The sequence below is a fragment of the Paraburkholderia youngii genome (genome assembly GCF_013366925.1).
Taxonomy (GTDB): domain Bacteria; phylum Pseudomonadota; class Gammaproteobacteria; order Burkholderiales; family Burkholderiaceae; genus Paraburkholderia; species Paraburkholderia youngii.
On record NZ_JAALDK010000001.1, the window covers coordinates 3,648,599 to 3,668,660 of the forward strand.

Annotated in this window: 16 protein-coding genes and 1 pseudogene; 15 read left to right on the forward strand and 2 right to left on the reverse strand. The window is 63.1% G+C overall.

Annotation, left to right across the window (positions count from 1 at the left end; genetic code table 11):
• The first annotated feature begins 2 nt into the window (after window positions 1-2).
• The 9 genes from G5S42_RS16805 to G5S42_RS16845 all read left to right on the forward strand — a co-directional run bounded on the left by G5S42_RS16805 (window position 3) and on the right by G5S42_RS16845 (window position 11,312).
• Window positions 3-1,163 carry an ABC transporter ATP-binding protein gene (locus G5S42_RS16805; protein ID WP_176107786.1) on the forward strand — a complete coding sequence of 387 codons (1,161 nt, stop codon included), beginning with the start codon at window positions 3-5 and terminating at the stop codon, window positions 1,161-1,163.
• A 45-nt stretch (window positions 1,164-1,208) separates the two neighbouring features.
• Entirely contained in the window at window positions 1,209-2,261 is a 1,053-nt protein-coding gene (locus G5S42_RS16810) for a LacI family DNA-binding transcriptional regulator (RefSeq protein ID WP_176107787.1), read from the forward strand.
• Window positions 2,262-2,922: 661 nt separating this feature from the next.
• Window positions 2,923-4,635 (forward strand): SulP family inorganic anion transporter, encoded by a 1,713-nt coding sequence (locus tag G5S42_RS16815; RefSeq protein ID WP_176107788.1) that lies wholly within the window; start codon window positions 2,923-2,925, stop codon window positions 4,633-4,635.
• A gap of 130 nt (window positions 4,636-4,765) precedes the next feature.
• A complete protein-coding gene (locus G5S42_RS16820) occupies window positions 4,766-5,458 on the forward strand; it encodes a phosphatase PAP2 family protein (RefSeq protein ID WP_176107789.1) in 693 nt (230 codons plus the stop codon).
• 141 nt (window positions 5,459-5,599) lie between these two features.
• Window positions 5,600-7,201 carry a methyl-accepting chemotaxis protein gene (locus G5S42_RS16825; RefSeq protein ID WP_176107790.1) on the forward strand — a complete coding sequence of 534 codons (1,602 nt, stop codon included), beginning with the start codon at window positions 5,600-5,602 and terminating at the stop codon, window positions 7,199-7,201.
• A 117-nt stretch (window positions 7,202-7,318) separates the two neighbouring features.
• Window positions 7,319-7,483: an FmdB family zinc ribbon protein gene (locus tag G5S42_RS16830; protein ID WP_018433560.1), complete on the forward strand. Its 165-nt coding sequence runs from the start codon at window positions 7,319-7,321 to the stop codon at window positions 7,481-7,483.
• A gap of 476 nt (window positions 7,484-7,959) precedes the next feature.
• On the forward strand, window positions 7,960-8,580 hold the full coding sequence (locus G5S42_RS16835; RefSeq protein WP_217709903.1) for a hypothetical protein: 621 nt from the start codon (window positions 7,960-7,962) through the stop codon (window positions 8,578-8,580).
• A gap of 240 nt (window positions 8,581-8,820) precedes the next feature.
• Entirely contained in the window at window positions 8,821-10,068 is a 1,248-nt protein-coding gene (locus tag G5S42_RS16840; protein ID WP_176107792.1) for an MFS transporter, read from the forward strand.
• A gap of 77 nt (window positions 10,069-10,145) precedes the next feature.
• A complete protein-coding gene (locus G5S42_RS16845; RefSeq protein ID WP_176107793.1) occupies window positions 10,146-11,312 on the forward strand; it encodes a radical SAM protein in 1,167 nt (388 codons plus the stop codon).
• A gap of 28 nt (window positions 11,313-11,340) precedes the next feature.
• Here G5S42_RS16845 and G5S42_RS16850 read toward each other — a convergent pair.
• Window positions 11,341-11,463, reverse strand: a pseudogene (locus tag G5S42_RS16850) (MerR family transcriptional regulator); the annotation flags it as partial.
• A 101-nt stretch (window positions 11,464-11,564) separates the two neighbouring features.
• Here G5S42_RS16850 and G5S42_RS16855 point away from each other — a divergent pair.
• The 6 genes from G5S42_RS16855 to G5S42_RS16880 all read left to right on the forward strand — a co-directional run bounded on the left by G5S42_RS16855 (window position 11,565) and on the right by G5S42_RS16880 (window position 18,137).
• A complete protein-coding gene (locus G5S42_RS16855; RefSeq protein WP_176107794.1) occupies window positions 11,565-12,476 on the forward strand; it encodes an alpha/beta fold hydrolase in 912 nt (303 codons plus the stop codon).
• A gap of 196 nt (window positions 12,477-12,672) precedes the next feature.
• A complete protein-coding gene (locus G5S42_RS16860) occupies window positions 12,673-12,876 on the forward strand; it encodes a hypothetical protein (protein WP_013091358.1) in 204 nt (67 codons plus the stop codon).
• Window positions 12,877-12,970: 94 nt separating this feature from the next.
• Complete coding sequence (gene glnA, locus G5S42_RS16865) at window positions 12,971-14,476, forward strand: type I glutamate--ammonia ligase (protein WP_176107795.1); 1,506 nt, start codon at window positions 12,971-12,973, stop codon at window positions 14,474-14,476.
• Between the two features lie 92 nt (window positions 14,477-14,568).
• Complete coding sequence (locus G5S42_RS16870) at window positions 14,569-15,207, forward strand: 4Fe-4S dicluster domain-containing protein (protein WP_176107796.1); 639 nt, start codon at window positions 14,569-14,571, stop codon at window positions 15,205-15,207.
• Window positions 15,208-15,222: 15 nt separating this feature from the next.
• On the forward strand, window positions 15,223-16,872 hold the full coding sequence (locus tag G5S42_RS16875; RefSeq protein ID WP_176107797.1) for an FAD-binding protein: 1,650 nt from the start codon (window positions 15,223-15,225) through the stop codon (window positions 16,870-16,872).
• 20 nt (window positions 16,873-16,892) lie between these two features.
• Window positions 16,893-18,137 (forward strand): complex I 51 kDa subunit family protein, encoded by a 1,245-nt coding sequence (locus G5S42_RS16880; protein WP_176107798.1) that lies wholly within the window; start codon window positions 16,893-16,895, stop codon window positions 18,135-18,137.
• A gap of 23 nt (window positions 18,138-18,160) precedes the next feature.
• Here the strand turns inward: G5S42_RS16880 and G5S42_RS16885 are convergent, their stop codons facing one another.
• Window positions 18,161-19,969 (reverse strand): SLC13 family permease, encoded by a 1,809-nt coding sequence (locus G5S42_RS16885; RefSeq protein WP_176107799.1) that lies wholly within the window; start codon window positions 19,967-19,969, stop codon window positions 18,161-18,163.
• Window positions 19,970-20,062 lie beyond the last annotated feature (93 nt).

Here is a 20,062-nt window from a genome sequence, read left to right on the forward strand (position 1 = left end):
GCATGACAGACATGGCTAATACGATCGATGCGGCCGCCGTGCCGGGTGCAAGCGCGGGCGCTGCCTCCGACGCCGCGGCGCTCACGCATCCGGCCAATGTGGCGGTCCGCAATCTGACGATTCGGCTCGGCGCGAACACGGTGATCGAGAACCTCGATCTCGACGTGCTCGCCGGCGAGTTCGTCGTGCTGCTGGGGCCGTCGGGCTGCGGCAAGTCCACGCTGCTGCACAGCATCGCCGGATTGATCGACGTCAGCGACGGCAGCATCGAGATCGCCGGCGAGGACATGACGTGGGCCGATCCGAAAGATCGCCGCATCGCGCTGGTGTTCCAGTCGTACGCGCTCTATCCGACCATGAGCGTCGAGCGCAACCTGTCGTTCGCGCTGCGCATCAACGGCACGCCGAAGGCGGAAATCGCAAGGCGTGTCGCACGCGCGTCGGAGATGCTGCAACTGGGGCCGCTGCTCAAGCGCAAGCCGTCGCAGCTGTCGGGCGGACAGCGGCAGCGCGTCGCGATCGGCCGCGCGATCGTGCGCGAAGCCGATGTGTTCCTGTTCGACGAACCGCTGTCGAACCTCGACGCGAAGCTGCGCACCGAGCTGCGCCGTGAGCTGAAGCAACTGCACCACAGCCTCGGCGCGACGATGATCTATGTGACGCACGACCAGGTCGAGGCGATGACGCTCGCGACACGGATGGCCGTGATGCGCGGCGGCGTGATCCAGCAGTTCGGCACGCCGGCCGAGGTCTATGCGCGGCCGAACAACCTGTTCGTCGCGACCTTCCTCGGCTCGCCGGCGATGAATCTGCTGAAGGGCATGCTCGAAACGCGCGACGGCGTGCTCCACTTCTGCTCCGGGAATGCGCAGATCGACGTGTCGACATACGAATTCACGCAGGCACCCGCGCACGGTGTGCCGTGCGTACTCGGTGTGCGCGCCGAAGACGTGCATATCACGGCAGGCGGCAGCGAGCGCGGAAAAGTTTCGCTGATGGAGCCGATGGGCAACCACCGCGTGATCTGGCTCGACTATCATGGCGAACAGATCGCGTCGATCGATCAAACAAAAGCGCCGATTGCGGAGGATGACGCCGTGGCGTTCTCGTTCGACGCCGCGCATGTCTCGCTATTCGACGAAGCGAGCGGCGCGCGCTTATAACGCCGCGCCGCGTCACGCGCGAAGCGGCTCGTCGAGACAGGTTTGATGGAGAACCGCGTGGCAACACTCAAGGACGTCGCGCAACTGGCCGGCGTCGGCATGTCGACCGCCTCACGAGCGATTTCCGGCAAGGGACCGATTTCCGCCGATGCCGCGGCGCGCGTGAAGGCGGCGATCGAGGCGCTGAACTTCCGCCCGTCGTCGATCGGCCGGGCAATGGCGACGCAGCAGCTAGGCATCATAGGCATCTTCGTGCCGACCTTCTTTGGTCCGTACTACGGCACGATCCTGAAGCAGACCGACACCGAGTTGCGCGCGGTCGGCCGGCATGTCGTGGTCGCGACCGGTTGCGGCGAGGTGTCGCCGCGCGAGCAGGCAATCGAGGCAGTGCGCTTTCTGATCGGCCGCGATTGCGATGGCGTGGTCGTGATCAGCCACGATCTGCACGACGAAGACCTGATCATGCTGCATGGCATGCATCCGAAGATGGTGTTCCTGAATCGCGCGTTCGAGCAGTTGCCGGAAGCGTCGTTCAGCGCGGATCATCGGCGCGGCGGCGAACTCGCGGCGCGCACGCTGCTCGATCACGGGCATCGCGACATCGCGGTGATTTCCGGGCCCGCTACCGCGTCGGACAACGTGATGCGGATCGACGGCTTTTTCGCCGAACTCGCGCGAGCAGGCATTGCGCGCGACGACGTCCTGCTGATCGAATCCGACTTCTCGCCCGAAGGCGGCTACGCGGCCGCGCAGAAGCTGCTCGAGACGCAGCGGCGCGTGACCGGCCTGTTCTGCGCGAACGACACGATGGCTGTGGCCGTGCTCGCGCGTTTTCACCAGGCGGGCATTTCGGTGCCGAACGACATTTCCGTGATCAGCTACGACGACGACTACTCGGCCGCGTACGCGGCGCCCGGGCTCACGTCGGTGCATATTCCGACCGGAGACCTGACGCAAAACGCGGTGCGCTGGCTGATCAACCAGTGTTACGGCACCACGTGGGAGATCTTCCGCGAGTTTCCGGTCAGCGTGACGATGCGCGAATCGGTCGGGCCAGCGCCGATGCAGAAGAAAATTACGCGTGGCGCAACCCGGTAGAAGGATTTGCCTAATCGTGGCGGTGTGATGTGTGGCGCGCGGACGCGCGCCGTCCCGGCTGTCTTATGCCGGCGCCGTTTCAAACTTGCGAACTAAACGGGGACGCGGCTACCAGCTATACGCGGCGAGGCTTTTCTCGTAGTCCAACGGATTTTTCTTCGAGTTTTTTGACGCGAGCCGTCGCGCGCTTATTCGCGTTTTCACTTACGGATGTGACGGTCTTTTAAAGGTCGTCGTAATTCTTCGCAAGACTGCTTTGCGGTTTTCCCTCATTAAACTTGCGTCAGATTTCTTTAAACTCCGCTGTAACAAGTTGTTACGGGGTGAGTGTGATGCTGGCCATCTTTCTGATCGCCTGTCCGATCGGCATCGCTGCGCTGTTTAGCTTTGCGCGCCATGTGGATCCGCAGACCGGACGTTTCAAACGGTAGATTTTTTTCGCGCGTTTTTTTCCGCGGCCGTGCCGTGGAAATTTTCGCATTGCGATTCGCATTCGTTGGTTCGTCGTCAATTTGAAAGGGGCAACCGTTTGCATCCTTTCGATTTGCTTTCTCGTTTTCGTTTTCGTCAATAGCCCGTTTTACCTTTCAGCAAGTCTTGCCTTGGCGTGCGGGTTCGCGGCACGATGCGCGATTACCTTCGATTTGGGTCGGCATCGCATATGCGAGATTCTCTGCAGAAAATGGCGGCACGTGCGAGCGTGCTGAAGGGCGTTCTTCCTTTGAGCCGGATCGCGGCGGCGCGTGATGCGCTGGCCGGTGTGCAGCTTGCGTCGATGGATATACCGCAGGTGCTCGGCTATGCGCGCATTGCCGGCATGCCGGCCGTCACCGGGCTTTATACGGTATTCCTGCCGCTCGTCGCGTTCGCGTTTTTCGGCGCGTCGCGGCATCTGGTCGTCGCTGCCGATTCGGCCACGGCGACGATCTTCGCGAGCCGTCTCGAGACGATGGCAGCCGCGTCGAGCGCCGAATACGCGGCGCTCGCGGCGATGGTCGCGCTGCTGACGGCCGGGTTGTTGCTCGTCGCGCGCATCTTCAAGCTCGGTTTTCTCGCCGACTTCCTGTCGCGCACCGTGCTGGTCGGCTTTCTCGCCGGCGTCGGCGTGCAGGTCGGCATCGCGATGCTCGCAGACATGCTCGGCGTGCCCGGACATGCGACGCGCAGTGTGGACCAACTGCTGCTCGTCGTGAGCAAGGCCGCGCAGATCAATCGGCCGACGCTGGCGATCTCGCTCTTCGTGGTGGCTGCGATTCTCGTCTGCAAGCGTTTCTGGCCGCGCCTGCCGGTGCCGTTGATCGCGGTCGTCGGAGGCATTGCCGCGAGCGACCTGTTCGGATTCGCCGCGCACGGCATCTCGATTCTCGGTCCGGTGGAGGGCGGCTTGCCGCCGCTGCGAGTTCCGTCGGTGACGTGGCAGCAGACGCTCGATCTCGTGCCGGTCGCGGCGTCGTGCTTCGTGATGATCGTCGCGCAAAGCGCCGCCGCGAGCCGGGTGTTCGCCGAGCGCTATCACGAGGTGGTCGATACCAACGCGGACCTGCTCGGCATCGCGGCCGCCAACGCGGCGGCGGCGTTTTCCGGCGCGTTCGTCGTCAACGGCAGCCCGACGCAGACCGCGATGGCCGATCGAGCCGGCACACGCAGCCAGTTCGCGCAGCTCGTGTTCGCTGCGGTCGTGGTGATCGTGCTGCTGTTTTTCAGCCGCTATCTGCAGTATTTGCCCCACTGCATTCTCGCGAGCATCGTGTTTACGATTGCGGTCGGCCTGATCAACGTGCAGTCGCTCTTTTCGATTCGCCGCGAAAGTCCCGGCGAATTCGCGCTAGCGTTGTTCACGGCGGCGGCGGTCGTGCTGATCGGCGTCGAGCACGGCATTCTGGTTGCGGTCGCGTTGTCGTTGCTGCGTCACGTGCGACACAGCTACCGCCCGCACACGATGATGCTCGCGCCCAATGGCGACGGCATGTGGGTGCCGGTGCCGGCGGTGCCCGGCATCGAGACCGCGCCGGGGCTGATCGTCTATCGCTTCGGCGCCGACCTGTTCTACGCGAACGATCATTTTTTCGTCGACGATGCGCGCCGCCTGATCGAGCACGCACCGAACGCCGTGCGCTGGTTCGTCGTCGATGCGAGCGCGATTACGGATGTCGATTATTCGGCGGCGCGCTCGGTGGGCGAGTTGTGCGCGGCGCTCAAGCGCGATCGGATCGAAGTGGTCTTTGCGCGCGTGAATCGTTATTTGCGCTCGGATATGGATCGGCATGGCATCACGCCGATCGTCGAGGAGCGCTGCATTTTCGGCACGCTGCATGAGGCGCTGAGCATGGCGGGGGTGGAGAAGCCGCATGAGCAGGTGAAGGGAGCGCCATAACGGGGAGGGCGCGTGCGGTATCGGAACGAGCAAAAAGTTGGTAGCAAACGTTGTCTGCGCCTCATTTTTTGTCGCCTGGCTGGATTAGGCTGATCTTTCGCTGCGATTAGCAGATATTAATTACAAAAACATGAACAGCTTCGACTCGACCATCGAAACATATCTGTCCAGCATACGCTTCGGTCATTTCACGACCCAATCGATACAAGCCATCGCCGACCTGTACTCCTTTAAAGGCTTGGTATTGATTCCGGTGCTTTGGTGGATCTGGTTTCAACGGGACGAACGCGCCCAATGGCGGCGCGAAATCGTGCTCGCGACGCTTCTCAGCGGTGTCGTGGCGCTCTTCGTCGGAAGGCTGCTGTCGCACTGGTTGCCATTTAGAGTGCGTCCCATCTATAACCCCGAACTTCATCTGCAGTTCGCACGCGGCGCGACCAAGGCTGCGCAGTTGTCGGATTGGAGTTCGTTCCCGAGCGATCACGCGATGCTATGGATGGCTATCGCCACCGGCATCTTCCTCGTGTGGCGGGGCATCGGCGTGCTGGCGCTTCTCTATACCGCGCTGTTCATTTGCCTTCCGCGCGCCTATCTCGGCTTTCACTATCCGACCGATTTGCTGGTGGGCGCCGCGCTGGGAATCGGGATCACGTTGATCCTGACGCGCGATGCGATTCGCAAGCGCTACGCGACCCCGGTGCTGCGATGGATCGAACGCTATCGGGGACCTTCGGCAATACTCGCCTTCCTTCTCTGCCTTCAACTCGTCACGCAGTTCGAAGAGTTGCGTGCTCTGGCGAGCGGCGTGTTCAAGCATCTATGACCCGCCCGGCGCCTCGCTTTCAGTGAGCTGAGATTAGCGAGCACCCTCTATTGCCATCTCATGCAATATTCTGTCTAATGAAATCAGAATAAAACGTCCGATTCATTCGAATCGCTGACACAGTCGACGGGGGTTCACTTCATGTACTCTCTGCTGCCGCTCAAGGCCCAGGTGTGTCGTCACGCGCGAACGCTCGCCGGGTATTTTCCAGCTCCATTTACACGCGACGAATCAAGCGGTGTCGACATCCTCGGTGTGATGACGCCGAGGCTGCTGAACGGGACCACGCTGCTGAACCTCAACTATGGCGAAGTTGACCGCTTCACCGACAAAACCCGCGCGACGGGCACCTTGTTCGTCGCGATAGGCGACGACTTCGTGCGCGTCGCCACTTCGGTCAAAAGGCAAACCGGCGAGCGGGCCGTGGGCACGGTACTCGACCGCTCGCACCCCGGCTATCGGATGCTGCGCAGCGGGCAGCCCTACACCGGTTACGCGACGCTATTCGGCAAGCAATACATGACACGGTACGAGCCGATCCGGGACAGTTCCGGCGACGTAATCGGCGCGCTATACGTCGGCCTCGATGTCAGCGAGGTGTGGAACCTGTCGATCGGAGCCAGGCTCGCGCTGCTGACCCTCGCCGCGAATACCGTACTCCTGCTGGGCTATGGTCGGCTGCTGCAGGCAGTGATCCTCCCGGACCAGGCGAGGAGCCCCGTCGGGGCGTCGCCGCCTTTCCTGCCAACCGCGGTGATCGGCTTCGGGCTGCTCGGCGCGCTGCTGGTCAGCGCGCTGGTCTACGTGACGACCCGGCGCGGTCTCGGCATGCAACTGCTCGAAGCGAAGGCCGCCGCGGAAAAATTGGCGGCCGGCGACTTGACCGCGCAAGTGCATGTCAGCCGGCGCGACGAACTGGGCCAGTTGATGCAGGCGATGAACGGCATCAGTGTCGGCCTCGCCTCGGTAGTCGGCAACGTGCGACGCGCGTCCGATATGATCGCGCTGGGCGCGCGCGAGATTGCCGCCGGCAACGCGGAGCTGTCGTCCCGCACCGAGGCGCAGGCCGGCTCGCTCGAGCAAACCGCTTCGACGATGGAGCAATTGACTGCGATGGTCCGCGCCAATGCCGAACGCGCTTCGCACGCCAACCAGCACATCGCGTCGGCCTCCGATCTCGCGGTCAAAGGCGGCACCGTGGTGGGCCATGTGGTCACCACCATGTCGCTGATCCGCGGCAGTTCACACAAGATCGTCGACATCATCAGCATGATCGATTCGATCGCCTTTCAAACCAATATCCTGGCTTTGAACGCGGCCGTCGAGGCGGCGCGCGCCGGCGACCAGGGGCGCGGCTTTGCGGTCGTCGCCGCCGAAGTGCGCAGCCTGGCCCAACGCAGCGCGACGGCCGCCAAGGAAATCAAGGCGCTGATCACCGACTCGGTCGGCAACGTCAACGCAGGCGGAGAACTGGTCGACCAGGCTGGCCGGGACATGACCGAAATCGTTACGGCGGTCGATAGTGTGGTCACCTTGATGGGTGAGATCACCCACGCGAGCAACGAGCAAAGTACCGGCATCGGCGAAATCAATCGCGCGATCGGACACATGGACGAGATGACCCAGCAAAACGTTGCTCTGGTGGAGCAGGTGGCAGCCGCGGCGGCCAGCATGCAGGAACAGGCGTCCACGTTGGAGGATGCCGTGCAGGTTTTTCGGCTGGTAGGTGACGGGCCAAACTGATCATCGCGGTCAGTGCCGCAAGCAGCGCCCGCACTTTCCTGCACTAGAATGGGTTATTGCCGACGTCGTAACGTATCTGGTCAGCACGACGTGCAGGATTCTCGTTGGAGGAATGCCATGCCGACTTACCGGTACAGGTGCGAGAAGTGCGGTGAGATGTTCGAACATGCCGAGCATCTTGCTGAACATGAAAACGCTCATCCCGCTTGCCCGAAGTGCGGAAGCGAGAAGGTCCAGCACATACCCACGCCATTTGTGCCGAAAACGTCCCGAAAGAGCTGAAATCTGTCTTCGCGGTTCTCAATGACGTTCGAACGTGGGTTCTCGCCTAACGACGGATCTTCGCTCGCCGATTCTCGCCGTCGCCTCGTGGAGATTGGGGGACCTGGCTCGGAGCGTGCAAATCTGGCAACAGGCTGCGATGTAAGCGCGCAAGTATCGTGCCGCCGATCGCATGGAGGCCCGTAGCGGCCGCCCGGCAGAACTTGCTATGAATTGATCCCAGACATTGCAGCCACAGTATCTGCTTACCGCTCAAGCCGCACCACCGTGGTGGCCGCCCCAGAGCCGCAAAGCGGGAGCAGTGCTTCAAATCCGACGAACCGTTGAAATAGCCCTCGAATTGCCGCGAGGGCAGAAAAGAGTTCTGCACGAAAGCCCAACGGACGAAGAGAAATCACTTTCCCACCCCCGACCTTCTGCAGGGGGCTGGGCCGACGTATGCTGGAAATCCATGTGACTCGACTCTAATACTCGCCATGGATACGCGAGATGCGTTCGATATATCGCTAAGCGAAGTCGATTCGGCGTTCGAGGCCTTGGAACTAGCCCGTGCCACCTCGGGCGAGGATTCACTCGCTTACACCGAGGCGTGCGAGCGGTATCGCATTACGATTCTCAGGTGGAAGTCAATTTACGCGTTGCTGGCTGCCAATGGAGCGCGAGCCATGATGCCAAACGTTGGTAAGGGACGGCGCCTGCTCGTCCTCCGCAGAGGACATGAGCCGATTGCCGAATCCATCTTCGTGATCGCCCGGGTGCGAGGCTTCGTTTCCACGCTTGAGACGTGCGCTGATGCGGTACGGGGGCAAATCGTGAGCGACGCGCAACTGACGGTGCTTGACGGCGACTGCCATCTTGCATCGAAGTTAAAAGCGATCGAGTTGATCAACAGGCACTGCCCGCAATGCCGCGTCGCGGTTCTGTCCAGTACGCTGTCTCCTTTCGCAGAGTGGCCGGGAGTCGATGCGGTCATCGACCGTGGCGCATCGCCAAAGCAGATGCTCGAGTGTTTCTGCCAACTGATTGATTCCTCCCGGCTCGACGATAGCGCTGTTCTTGCGCCCCCGATATTGGCCTATGGTCGGCATGATTCATAGCGCGCTTGGCAAGCACGGATTCAGTCAGGCGTTTCGTGTGGTTTGCTGCGATCAGCGGGTCCAGTTTTAGGCATCGGCTTCGCGATTTCGGCAGCGACGAAGTGACCACTTCGACTTGACCATGGCAATCGAGAAGCGCTCGCGATAATCTGCAGCGTGCGCGCCGGACAGACCGGGGAATTCCGCCGAACAAGTTCGGGACGTCATCTTTGTTGCTGTCACGAGGGAGTTCATTTCACGATGCCTGACCAAGCCGGTAGCGAAGCTCTCACGATTTCAAATCAATCCGCTAGTGAATCCGCATTGCGTCAAGTTGCAACGTCGAGGCTGTTTCGCGGCTCGACGCTCGCCATGTTTCTGTCGGGACTCGGCACGTCAGCGGCCGCGCCACAGATCGTTCTTTTCCTGGTGAAGGAACTCGGCGCCTCGCTGCCGTTGGCCGGACTCTATTACTTGACGAGCCTTGCAGCTCCGGTGGCGGGGTATTTCGTCGGCCGGTACTCGGATCGCACCGGTAATCGCCTCGGTCTTTTCCGCCTGTGTGCTGCCGCGGGATTTGCAGGCTGGGCGGGGCTTGCCCTCTCTACTTCGGTCTGGATGCCGTTCTTCATCGCCGTTGCCTTGCTGGCCGTGTCCGGTGCGACCGCGTCGCAGATTTTCGCGGCTGTCCACGATGAACTGAGCCGCAATCCCGACGACGCAAACGAGCGTGTCGTTGCCATCATCCGCATGGCGCTTACCGGCGGCTGGATCGTCGGTCCTATGTTGGGAGCGTGGGCGGCGGCGGCCTATGGCCTGCGCCCCATGCTGTGGATGACCGCCATCTGCATGCTTCTTCAGATCGCACCTCTCGGAACGCTGAACCCCGTTGCAAGGCTGAAGACCGAGTCGGCGAGCGAGCCCGTGCATCACCACGCCAGCCTGCGAGCCATGCTTCCTCTGCTGGCGTTCACTGGACTCTTCGTGCTGGTCTACGCGGGGGAGCCGGTGAAGTACGGATTCCTGCTGATCTATATGGAAGAGCACCTGAATCTGAGTCCGGCCGTACGGGGAGCGGTCATCGGTGTGCAGCCCTTCATCGAGCTACTCATCATGCCCTTCAGCATCGGACTGGGCCGCCGGCTCGGCAACGTGTGGTTGATGTGCATCGCGGCCGCCTTGGGAGTGTTTGCCAACCTTTGCTTTGCGCTGTGGCCGTCCGCAACGGGCATGTTCGCCGGACAGGTTCTGATGGGGGGTGTATGGGGCATCTTTATGGTGCTGGGCATCCTCGTTGCTCAACGCCTGCTTCCCAGCGCGGTGGCGACCGCATCGGCGATTTTCATGAGCTCGACGGCCCTCGCGTCGGCGCTAGGCGGGGTCGCCGGCGGTCTCGGGGTAAAAATGCTGGGCCTGCCGAATGTGTTCCTGCTGCCAGCGCTGTTCGCTGGTATTGCCGTGATCGGACTCGCATTGACGGCACGCACCGAAACCCGACGGCAGGCGTAACAATGCATCACGCTCAGCAGGTTGAGCGTATTCTATGAAGCCTCCTGACGAATTCGTCGGCAGGTCGTGAGGGTCTCATGGATACGACAGAGCGAATCATCAAGTGGCGCGGTCTGCGGCATGTAGACGGCGCCGTCAGCGAACCGCGCAACCCGCTGCCCGCGGTGTGCGACGTATCGGTGACGAACGTTTGCAACGCCGCATGCGACTTCTGCGGGTTCTCTCGCGAGAAGAATCTGGCGGGGCCGCGTCGCTATCTCGATCCTGAGGAATTCGCGCGCGCACTGCCGATCCTGCGCAGACGCCGGATTCGTTACATGACGCTGCAAGGCGGCGAGCCGCTGGTTCATCCCCAGATCGCATCGCTGGTGGCTTCGGCCACCAGGGCCGGCATTCAGTGCGGGGTGATCACGAACGGCTGGTTTCTGCCGCGCCACATCAAGCAACTAGCGGAGGCCGGCCTCAAGCGTCTGCTGATTTCCATCGATAGCGCGGACATGCGCGAGCATGAGCGTAATCGCGGCCTGCGCGGTCTCGAGGCCCGCATCCGCGAGGGCATCACTCAGGCCCATCGCTTCGGCATCGAGGTGTGCGCATCGATTACGGTGAGCCGTCTGGTCAATTACGAATTGCTTCCCGAGACGCTCGAGCGGCTTGGCTTCGATGCGGTCGTTTTTTCCTATCCGCGGCGCGAGGCGTTTGGATCGACATCGCTCGTGTACGACGAAGACTCGAAACTCGTCGACCTGAACACCGACGAACTACTCGAAGCGTTGAGCGCGATCGCGCGCCTGAAGAAGCACTTCCGTGTGATGGACCCGAGCGCCGCGCTGGACGAGGTCGCGCGCTTCGTGCGCGGTGAACCGCAACTGGTTCCATGTATCGGCGGCAGCAAGTACTTTTATATCGACTGGAACCTCGATGTCTGGCGTTGCGAGGCATGGCCTGAGCCGATGGGCTCCGTGTTCGACCTCGACCGTCTGCCCGATCAACGGGAGCCCTGCAATGCCTGCATGATGGGATGCTACCGGCATGCCAGCATTCTGATGCACGGCGCGATCGCCGTGACCGATTCGGTGTACGCGCTGGGCCGGGGGCAGCTTCGCGCTGCTGTCAGCTTGTTGTTCCGGCGCAGTGTCGCGTATTCGCTGTGGGCGCTTTCGGTCGAGGAATTGCCTCGAGCGTCGCTTATGTCGTTCGCAAGACGGACTGGCGGACGCCGTTTCACGCCGCAAAGTGGATAGGGCTCGCCCATTCGAACGCTGGTCCGCGTTACTCGAGCGGCGCAATCGCGCCTTCCGACAAGGTCTTGATCACGTCGGTGATCTGGTCGCACGAACGTGCGCCTTCGATCAGAAGCATGCAGTCCGGAAAACCGCGAATATCGGACTGCGTTTCAATCATCGTCCGGTGCCGCTGCTGTTTATCTATGGCGGCCGCGACGCTCTCGTCGACACGCCCGCGACGCTGACGCGCGCTTTCATGAGGACGTAATCATGGCACCCGAAATCGAAAGAGTTGCTGCGGAGGACTTCTTTGCTGGCTTTGCGAGGCTCGACATCGAAACTGACGACGTCGCGTTTCGAGGCGTCATCGGCGGAACCGGATCGCCGGTGCTGCTGCTGCACGGCTATCCGCAGACCCACGTTGCATGGCGATTGATTGCTCCGACGCTCGCGAAATCTCACACCCTCGTCGTGCCCGACCTGCCGGGATACGGTGCCAGCCGGAGCCGCAACGATCAGCGGCGATGGACCAAACGCCGTATGGCCAGTGCGCTCGTCGCATTGATGGCGCGGCTCGGGCACGAACGATTCGCCGTAGTCGGGCACGATCGAGGCGCTCGCGCCGGATACCGGCTCGCGCTCGACCACCCTCGGCGCGTCACTGCTTATGCATCGCTGTGCGTCGTGCCCACGCTCGATGCTTTCGCGACTGTCGATAAGACCTTTGCGCTCGACGCCTGGCACTGGTTTTTTCTGGCGCAGCCCGCGGACCTTCCAGAGCGAATGCTGGCGGCCGATCCTGACGCTTTCATCGACGCCGCGCTTGCGAAGATGGCCGGAGGACTCGAGCGAATCGATCCTCGGGCGCTCGCTGCCTATCGAGCCGCATTCCGGAATCCCAGCGTACGGCACGCGATTTGCGAAGACTATCGTGCCGCTGCTTCAGAGGATCTGGAACACGACGCGAGCGACGCAGCGGCGGGCCGAAAGCTTGCCTGTCCGGTGCTGGTGCTGTGGAGCGAGAAAGAGCAGAGGGCGAGGAAGGCTTCACCCACAGACACGTGGTCCAGGTGGGCAGAAAACGTGACCGGCAGGGGTCTGCCCGGTGGCCATCTGCTGCCCGAGGACGCGCCGAACGAGGTGTTGAACTCCCTGCAAGATTTCCTGATCGAACGGCTTTAACTGGCTGCTGGCACCGCGCTTTTGCGGCCGGACCCAGCGGCTGTGCTCGTCATCGGAAGCGAGAAATCCGTCAAAGGACCGATTCGATTGCCTAAGATCAAGTTACGCGCTCCGCGAGGAATGCACCGTGGCTCGCGAGCGTCTCAATCGTCGCGCAGCCGTTTCCCGCGCGCGACTTTTCCACAAGGAGGTCACGATGAAATCAGACGACAAGGGCGACGTGCGCGCTTTCGTGCAAACGGCGGAGCAGGGTGGCGAGCATGTCTGGGTAATCACGCTGGTCGACTTCGCGGCCCGTGAGGTCAGACGCTCGCTCGTTTCGGACGAGACATATGCGACCGCCGCCGCTGCCAGAGATGCGGGGCAGGCCCATTTGAAGGGCTTGGAGCAAGACCGCTAGGCCCACTCACCGCCGCCTTGTTTTCGGCCACGGAAGTACTAACGTTGGTCTATAAGTAAACCGGCGGTAACGGGGGCGCAAGAGGGCAAAGCTCATGGCCAGTACCCAAGGAAGCACCGGATCGCCGTTTGCGGCGTCCGTCGAAGCGGGCAGCTATCGCGTCACGCGACCGCAGAACGCAAGCGATGTGATCGACCTGCTGCAAAAGCGCGATATTCAGATCGTCGATCTGAAATTCACCGATCTGCCCGGCCTCTGGCAGCATTTCTCGATCACGCTCCCCGAAGTTCACGACGACCTGTTCAGCGCCGGCATCGGTTTCGACGGTTCATCGATCCGCGGCTTTCAGGAGATCCACGAATCGGACATGCTGCTGCGGCCCGACCCGGCAACCGCCTTCGTGGACCCGGCTTGCGGCACGCCGACGCTGTCGATCATTTGCGACGTAGTCGATCCAGTGCTGCGACTACCGTATTCGCGCGATCCGCGCTACGTGGCGAAAAAGGCAGAGAACTATCTGCGCCAGACGGGCATCGCGACGACGTGTTATTTCGGGCCGGAGCTCGAATTCTTCATCTTCGACTCGATCCGCTTCGGCCAGGATCAGCACTGCGGCTATTACTACGTCGAGTCGGCCGAGGGCGACTGGACCACCGGCCGCGACGAGGGCGCCTACGGCGGCGGCAACCTCGGCTACAAGCAGCACTATAAGGAGGGCTATTTTCCGGTGCCTCCTCATGACACGCTGCAGGAGATCCGCTCGGAAATCGCGCTGACGCTGCAGCAGGCCGGCGTGCAGATCGAAGTGCATCACCATGAAGTCGCGACCGCCGGACAGAACGAGATCGACATGCGCTTTGCAACGCTGACCCGCATGGCCGACAACGTGATGATCTACAAGTACATCTGCAAGAACGTCGCGCGTCGGCACGGCAAGGTTGCAACCTTCATGCCGAAGCCGCTGTTCGCCGACAACGCGAGCGGCATGCATTGTCACCAGAGCCTGTGGAAAGACGAGCAGAACCTTTTCTACGACGCGGGCGGCTGGGCGCTGACTTCCGACATGTGCCGCTGGTACATCGGCGGATTGCTCCAGCACGCGCCCGCGCTGATGGCCTTTTGCGCGCCGACGACCAATTCGTACAAGCGCCTCGTGCCGGGATACGAGGCGCCCGTCAATCTGGCGATGTCGCAGCGTAACCGCTCGGCCGCGGCGCGCATTCCGATGTATTCGGATTCGCCGAACGCGCGGCGCGTCGAGTTCCGCTGTCCGGACCCGTCGGCCAATGCGTACCTGGCTTTCGCGGCGATGCTGATGGCCGGCCTCGACGGCATCGAAAACAAGACCGATCCTGGCGAGCCGCTCGATCGCAACATCTATGATCTGCCGCCCGAAGAAGCGCGCAACATACGGCAGGTGCCGGGTTCCCTCGAAGCGGCGCTGGCGGCGCTCGAAACCGACAACACGTTCCTGCGCAAAGGCGATGTCTTTACCGACGACGTGATTCAGACATGGATCGACTACAAGCGCAGCCGCGAGATCGACACGATCAAATTGCGCCCGCATCCATGGGAGTTTTATCTGTACTTCGATATCTAGAAGAACAGGCCTCAAACCTCAAAGCAGGATCGGCGCGCAAATCAGTAGAAATACCGCGGAGTACTCGCGGCATGCAAGGAGAGTACGAGGCCATGGTTCGCGTGAGTATCGAAGGGCGCGAGATTCAGGCGCCGGGCAATTGCTCGATTCTGCAGGCCATGGGGCATGCGGGGCAGACTCTCGTCGAGGGTGTCGGCTGCATGTCCCAGGGCGTGTGCGGCTCGTGCCGTGTAATGGTGCGGCGTAGCGGCGAGCAGGAAGTCAAAACCGCGCTCGCCTGCGAGACCCTCGTCGAAGAGGGCATGCAGGTCGCCTTCCTCGATTACTTCACCGAGTCGGAACGTCACCTGTATCGAATGGAAGAGATCAGCGACAGCTGGCAGGCGCTCGGCAAGATCGCCGAGATCTTCCCCGAAGCGGCGCATTGCCGTCATTGCAGCGGCTGCGATCGCGCCTGTCCGAAGGGGCTGGACGTGCAGCGCGGCGTGAACCTGGCGGTCGAGGGCAATCTGCCCGCATCGAGCCAGGTGTTCGACGAATGCGTGATGTGCAACCTGTGCACGCTCGCATGCCCCGAGCATATCCGGCCCAACCATCTGGGTGTGTTCGTGCGCCGGATGATCGCGTCGCTTTCGCTGCGTCCGGCCAATCTGATGCGACGGCTGCAGCAGATCGAGAGCGGCGAGCTGAAGATCGACTTCGATGCGCCTGGCGCTCAACCGCCGCGCTGAGCGGAGCGAATCGTCATGTCCGCCGGCATACCATACGAAACCGCGCGGCAGCGCTACCGCCCCGGGATGGCGGCCACGCTCCGCGGCGACGACGTTCCGGTCGATGAACTGCTGAAGGCTTATCACCCCGATCATGGGCCGCATGCGCGGGTCGCGCTGAGTGTCGGGGTCAATCGCGGCGAGCCGTGTCAGCCCGATCTCGCGCGGCATCTGCAGGCCAACGCGCTGATCGACGATGTCGATATCGCCGGCGCGCAGCTGATGACGACCGACGTGCTGGTAATCGGCGGCGGTGGTGGCGGCTGCGCCGCGGCGCTCACTGCGGCGAAGCAGGGCGCGCGTGTGATCCTCGCCACCAAGCTGCGTCTTGGCGACAGCAACACCGTGATGGCCGAAGGCGGAATCCAGGCGGCCATCGGCGAGGACGACAGTCCCCAACTGCACTTCGAGGACACGCTTCGCGCCGGACACTTCTGCGGCGAGCCCGAACTCGTGGCCCAGATGGTGATGGACGGCCCCGACGTGATTCGCTGGCTGATCCAGCTCGGCATGATGTTCGATCTGGAAGAGGACCAGCCGCTTGGCGGCAATCTGCTGCGCAAGAAACCCGGGGGCGCGTCGGCGGCGCGCATTCTGTCGTATCGGGACTATACGGGCCTCGAAATGATGCGCGTGCTGCGCGAGGCGGTGGACCTCGACCCGGGCATCGAGTTGTGGAACCGCTGCCCGGTGGTAGAGCTGCTGTCCGACGAGCACGGCGGCTGCGCCGGCGCGGTGATCTACAACCTCGAATGGCGTAGCTTCGTGCTGGTGCGCGCGCGCGCGGTGATCCTCGCCACCGGCGGCGCGGGGCGACTGCACCTGAATTCGTTTCCGACCTCGAACCACTACGGCGCCACCGCCGACGGCCTCGTGCTCGCCTATCGGATCGGCGCGCGCCTGCGCGAGCTCGACTCGTTCCAGTACCATCCGACCGGCATCGCCTATCCGCACCATCTGGCGGGCGGCCTGATTTCCGAGGCGGCGCGCTCCGCGGGAGCGAGACTGCTGAACGGCGCAGGTGAACGTTTCGTCGACGAACTCAAGCCGCGCGACGTGGTCGCGTCGGCGATCCTGCGTGAGTGCGCATTAGGCCGCGGGATCGAGCGCGACGGCCAGCTCGGGGTGTTCCTCGATACGCCGACACTCGAACTCGAGCACCCGGGCATTCTGGCCAAACGCCTGATCACGCTTCGCCATCTTGCAGACAAGTGCGGCATCGATGCGGCGCAGGAGCCCTTCCTCGTTTATCCCACGCTCCACTACCAGAACGGCGGCGTCGCGATCGACAAAAATGGCGCCACCAACGTCCCCGGCCTTTTCTGCGTCGGCGAGATGACGGGCGGCATCCACGGCCGCAACCGTCTGATGGGCAACGCGCTGCTCGACATTCTGAGCATCGGCCGCCGTGCCGGCGCGAAGGCCGCGCAATCGAGGGATTGGGTGATGACGAACCGCGCCGGAATCGGTCATGTGCACGCGTGGCAGAGAGAGCTGACGCTGGCGGGACTGCCGCTTCACGTGAAGGCGCCGCAGCTCTTTCCCGCCTATGCCCATTTCGATCTGCGAGTCGATGCGGGATTGCGCGCGAGCGCGCGGGGTCGCGTGATCGGCGGCATCCGGTGACGGGAACCACGGAGCACGCGATGCAAACGCTGAATCAGTGCTTGATGAGGGACGATTTCCGTGTCGGCGCCGACCTCGATGCATGGTTCGCGCGCGGCGGCGGCGAGGGACTCGCCAAAGCGCTCGACGACCCGCAGGCGATCATCGCCGAGCTCGCCCAGGCCGACTTGCGTGGTATGGGCGGCGCTGGCTTCCCCACGCATCGAAAATGGGCGCCGGTTGCGGCCGCCCCTGACGGCGACAAGTACGTCGTTTGCAATGGCAACGAAGACGAACCGGGCACCTTCAAGGATCGCTTTCTGCTCGAACACACACCGCATCAGGTGATCGAGGGCGCGCTGATCGCCGCGGTGGCGACGCGGGCCAACCATGTCGTCTTGTACGTGAATCCGCATCAGACGGGCTCGCTCGCCGCGACTCGCGAGGCGGTCAAGGAGTGGTCGGGGCACCCGCAATTCGCCGCTGTCGAGCGTTGGATCGGCGCACCCGTGTCGCTTGGCGTCGTGCCTAGTTCGGGGTTGTACATCGGCGGAGAGGAAACGGCGGTGATCGCGAGCGTCGAAGGCGGCTTTCCGTTTCCTCGGCGCAAACCGCCTTTCCCGGCCGAGCAGGGCGTGCACGGCGCGCCGACCATCGTCAACAACGTCGAGACGCTGGCGCACGTGCCCGGGATTCTGCGCCACGGCGCGCAGTGGTATCGCGACCTCGGAGCGGGGAGCGCGGCCGGAACCAAGCTCTATTCTCTTTCCGGCGACGTGCTGCGTCCCGGCCTGTACGAACTGCCAATGGGCACGAGCCTCGAGACGCTGGTGTTCCAGCACGGCGGCGGCATGCTGCAGGGCAAGGAGTTCAAGGCGGTCTTCACGGGCGGCCCATCGAACACGCTGCTGACCAAGCGCGATCTCGACGTGGCACTGGACTTCGATTCGGTGCGTCAACGCCGTTCGCGACTGGGGACGGGCGCGATGATCGTAGTGTCGGAAGGCACCAGCATCGTGCGCAAGGTCGCGGACTACGTGAGCTTCTTCGCCCAGGGTTCGTGCGGGCAGTGCCCGCCTTGCAAGGGCGGAACGTTTCAGATGATGCGGCTTCTGAACCGGCTCGACACGGGCCGCGGCGTGCGTGCCGATCTGGATGCACTGGAGAATCTGTGCCGCGTTCTTCCCGGCAGCGGGCGTTGCGGTTTGATCGATGGCGCGGTGACGGTGGTGGAGAGTTCCATCGATCAATTCCGCGCGGAATATGAAGCGCTGTTGATGGCGTAGGGGCAGGGCGGCCGATAGCGCGGCTAGAACGGCCAATACAACGGCGCAATGAACACGACCACCGCCATCGACCACAACACGATCAGCAGGCCGATCTTCCAGTAGTCGCCGAACTCATACGCGCCCGGGCCGTACGTGACGAGGTTGACCGGCGTGCTCATCGGCGTCATGTGCGCCGCGCCCGCACCGAGCGCGACAGCGACCAGGAACGGCGTCGCCGACACGCCGAGTTCCTGCGAGGTGGCGACCGCGATCGGCACCGTCACGAGCGCCGCCGAGTTGTTCGAGATCACCTGGGTCAGCACCGCGGCCACGCAGAAGAGTCCCGCCAGCACCGCGCGCGGACCGCCCGAGCCGACCGCCTGGATCACGTAATCACCGATCTGATACGCGAGTCCGGTGTTCGACATCGCGGTGGCGAGAGGAATCAGCGCACCGACCAGCACGCAGGTATTCCAGTCGATCGTGTACAGCTGGTTCAGTGTGATCACGCGCGTCAATACCATCGCGGTCACGCAAATCAGCGTCGCCACCGCGGGCGGTACCGCGTTCGTCGCGAGCAGGATGACCAGCACCGCGAGGATCACGAGCGCCTCGCGCGCGCCACGACTCAGTGCGATGGTCTGGCGCCGTACCATCTGCGGAGAATCGACCATCAGTATCTGCGGGTCGGAGAAGTGCTTGTCGAGCGCTTCCCATGTTCCCCTGAACAGCAGATGGTCGCCCGCGAGCAGCGTGGTCGACGGCTCGGGCATGTTGTTGCCGCCGCGCTGTATCGCGAGCACGATCAGATCGCCTTCGTGCGTCGCCATGCCCGGAAACACGGTTTGTCCGATCAGCCCCGAGCGCGGTGGTATCACGACTTCGGCGAGACCCGAAGAGCGATTGAACAGCGCATTCGTGACCGCCTGCGCTTCGGCGAGCGGCTCGCGAATCGCGAGATGCAAGTCGTTCGCGAGCCGGGCGACGCCTTGCGCGTCGCCGCGCACCAGCAGGTGATGGCCCTCGCTCGCTTCTTTCTGCGCGAGTTCGGCGCCTTCATCGTCGGTCAGGCCGAGCACGCTGACGCCGGGGTATGGCGACAGATCGATGCCGTCGAGCGTCTTGCCGATCAACGGCGAGCCCGCGCGCACGCGCAGCCGGAACACGCCGTCCGCGAGCCGGTATTGCTCGACCAGCGTGTGCGCGTGCTGGCTGAAATCGGCCGGCAGCGAATTCGAGCTGCGCCTGGGCAACAACAGCGGGCCGAGTATCAGAATGATCGCAAGGGTGCCGGCGAACAGCGGCAGACCCACGACCGACCATTCGAAGAAGCGGATCGGCGCGCCACCGAGCGTATCGGCCGCGCTCGATGCGATCACGTTGACCGGACTGCCGAGCAACGTGAGCTTCGCGCCGGTCAGGCACGCGATCGACACGGGCATCATCAGCTGCGACGGCGCGAGCTGCGTCTGCACGCAGATGATGACCGCGATCGGCAGCATTGCGACGACGGCGCCGTTCATGCCGATCAGCGCAGTGGATACCGCGGACAGGATCAGCAGCGACGCGATCAGTCGCTTGCGGCTGCTGCCCGAATGGCGAATCAGCCACTGTCCCGCCCATGTGCCGACACCGGTCGTTTCGAGGCCGATGCCGATGCCGAGCAGCGCCGCGATGAACACGATCAGCGGATCGCCGAAGCCGCTCAACGCCTCGCGCATCGTCAGCACGCCGGTCAGGTACAGCGCGATCAGCGACATCACCGCGACGACGGCGGCCGGCACCTTGTTCCAGATGAACAGCGCCATCGTCACGGCGAGGACCAGCGAGGTCACGATCATCGGGTTCATCTGTTTTTTCCCGTCGTATGGAGCTGCGCGTCGCGGCCGGCTGTTTCGCGCCCGGTGCGAGAGCGCGGCAGCCTCGCCTGCCGGCCAATGCGG